This window comes from Pseudanabaena sp. UWO311 (assembly GCF_006937785.1).
GTDB lineage: Bacteria > Cyanobacteriota > Cyanobacteriia > Pseudanabaenales > Pseudanabaenaceae > Pseudanabaena.
Genome location: NZ_SJEE01000060.1, coordinates 2,501 through 5,363, shown reverse-complemented (window position 1 = coordinate 5,363; position 2,863 = coordinate 2,501). Strand labels below are relative to the sequence as shown.

The following is a 2,863-nucleotide window of genomic DNA, read 5'->3' as shown; positions in this document are numbered from 1 at the left end:
TTTCAAAAAACGCTTGACAAAGCAAGGCAAGCTTGATAACTTAGTAAAGCGCTGAAGGGAGAGACGAGCGAAAGCGAAGCGAACCCGACCTGAGAGGGAGTGCCAAGAACCTAGACAACCAAATAGTTTGAAAGCTTTAAGAAACCAATAAACCTCGTCAAAAAGATAAAAGAGACTAGATTATTGAAAGATAACTAGCTATCCGACAGGATAAGCGAAAAGCTTAAAAAAGTCAAACCCATCCGAGAGGAAAAAAGCTTTAGAAAAGTAGGAAGCAATTCTGAAAGTATAAAGACACCATGGAGAGTTTGATCCTGGCTCAGGATGAACGCTGGCGGTATGCTTAACACATGCAAGTCGAACGAAGTCTTCGGACTTAGTGGCGGACGGGTGAGTAACGCGTAAGAATCTACCTATAGGTTCGGGACAACAGTTAGAAATGACTGCTAATACCGGATGTGCCGAGAGGTGAAAGTTTTAATGCCTATAGATGAGCTTGCGTTCGATTAGCTAGATGGTGGGGTAACGGCTTACCATGGCGACGATCGATAACTGGTCTGAGAGGATGACCAGTCACACTGGGACTGAGACACGGCCCAGACTCCTACGGGAGGCAGCAGTGGGGAATTTTCCGCAATGGGCGAAAGCCTGACGGAGCAATACCGCGTGAGGGACGAAGGCCTGTGGGTTGTAAACCTCTTTTGTTAGGGAAGATAATGACGGTACCTAACGAATAAGCATCGGCTAACTCCGTGCCAGCAGCCGCGGTAAGACGGAGGATGCAAGCGTTATCCGGAATTATTGGGCGTAAAGCGTACGTAGGCTGTTTCATAAGTCTGTTGTCAAAGCCCGAGGCTCAACCTTGGATCGGCAATGGAAACTGTGAGACTAGAGAGAGATAGGGGCAGGAGGAATTCCAGGTGTAGCGGTGAAATGCGTAGATATCTGGAAGAACACCAGTGGCGAAAGCGTCCTGCTGGATCTCAACTGACGCTGAAGTACGAAAGCTAGGGGAGCGAATGGGATTAGATACCCCAGTAGTCCTAGCCGTAAACGATGGGTACTAGGTGTTGGTCGTATCGACCCGATCAGTGCCGTAGCTAACGCGTTAAGTACCCCGCCTGGGGAGTACGGTCGCAAGATTGAAACTCAAAGGAATTGACGGGGGCCCGCACAAGCGGTGGAGTATGTGGTTTAATTCGATGCAACGCGAAGAACCTTACCAAGGCTTGACATGTCGTGAATCCTCTTGAAAGGGAGGAGTGCCTTCGGGAGCACGAACACAGGTGGTGCATGGCTGTCGTCAGCTCGTGTCGTGAGATGTTGGGTTAAGTCCCGCAACGAGCGCAACCCTCGTTTTTAGTTGCCATCATTAAGTTGGGCACTCTAGAGAGACTGCCGGTGACAAACCGGAGGAAGGTGGGGATGACGTCAAGTCATCATGCCCCTTACGCCTTGGGCTACACACGTACTACAATGGCCGGGACAAAGAGTTGCGAGCATGCGAATGCAAGCTAATCTCATAAACCCGGTCTTAGTTCAGATTGCAGGCTGCAACTCGCCTGCATGAAGGCGGAATCGCTAGTAATCGCAGGTCAGCATACTGCGGTGAATACGTTCCCGGGCCTTGTACACACCGCCCGTCACACCATGGAAGCTGGTCACGCCCGAAGTCGTTATCTCAACCCGCAAGGGAGGGAGGCGCCTAAGGCAGGGCTGGTGACTGGGGTGAAGTCGTAACAAGGTAGCCGTACCGGAAGGTGCGGCTGGATCACCTCCTTATAGGGAGACCTATTTACTCTTAGACTGAAACAATACAGAATTAAGTCAAGAGTAAGTCATCCCAAGGTCGTTCGAGGAATATTGGAAAGCTTTCAAACTAAGTCAGGTTCTGATTTAGACAACACAAAAGGGCCATTAGCTCAGTTGGTTAGAGCGCACGGCTGATAACCGTGAGGTCACTGGTTCGTGTCCAGTATGGCCCACTTGAGAAATCATTAGCATCAAAGCTAAGGAGAACTCTGGGGATATAGCTCAGTTGGTAGAGCGCCTGCTTTGCACGCAGGAAGTCAGGAGTTCGAATCTCCTTATCTCCACCAAACTACGAAAGATCAACGAAAGCGAGAGTTTAGCAACTCATCTAGTCAGGCAAAGAGCCAAAAACTAGAGAGACTGCTAAATTCTAGCGAAAGCGAGAATTTAGAAAGAACCTTGAAAACTGCATAGTAATAGTAATAAGAAGCAAGTAGATCCAAAGTGGAAACACAGAGGTCAAGCTACAAAGGGCTCACGGTGAATACCTAGGCACAAGAAGGCGATGAAGGACGTGGTTACCTACGATAAGCTGCGGGGAGCTGGAAGCAAGCCCTGATCCGCAGGTTTCCGAATGGGGCAACCCTAAATACTGCCCGTTGAATAAAATAGACGGGAAAGAGCAAACTCAGCGAATTGAAACATCTTAGTAGCTGAAGGAAGAGAAAATAAATAATGATTTCCTAAGTAGCGGCGAGCGAACGGGAACCAGCCCAAACCAGTTGGCATGACCGACTGGGGTTATAGGACAGCAACACTGTACAACAGAGATTAGATGAAGTGTTTGGAATGACACGCCAAAGAGAGTGAAAGCCTCGTAATTAAAAATCAAAGTTGGCAAGCTGTATCCTGAGTAGCACGGTACACGAGAAATTCCGTGTGAATTCGCGAGGACCACCTCGTAAGGCTAAATACTCACTTGTGACCGATAGTGAACCAGTACCGCGAGGGAAAGGTGAAAAGAACCCCGGAAGGGGAGTGAAATAGAACATGAAACCGTGAGCTTACAAGCAATGGGAGGACGATTTAACGTCTGACCGTGTGCCTGTTG

2 tRNA genes and 2 rRNA genes (1 of these 4 only partly in view) are annotated in these 2,863 nt (G+C 48.9%); all 4 read left to right on the top strand.

Annotation, left to right across the window (positions count from 1 at the left end):
- Positions 1-296 precede the first annotated feature (296 nt).
- A 16S ribosomal RNA gene (locus PseudUWO311_RS23815) occupies positions 297-1,782 on the top strand.
- A gap of 129 nt (positions 1,783-1,911) precedes the next feature.
- Positions 1,912-1,985: transfer RNA gene (locus PseudUWO311_RS23810), tRNA-Ile, on the top strand.
- 38 nt (positions 1,986-2,023) lie between these two features.
- A tRNA-Ala gene (locus PseudUWO311_RS23805) sits at positions 2,024-2,099 on the top strand.
- A 170-nt stretch (positions 2,100-2,269) separates the two neighbouring features.
- A 23S ribosomal RNA gene (locus tag PseudUWO311_RS23800) occupies positions 2,270-2,863 on the top strand (it continues 2,228 nt past the right edge of the window).
- The 16S and 23S rRNA genes sit together here with 2 tRNA genes alongside, the layout of an rRNA operon.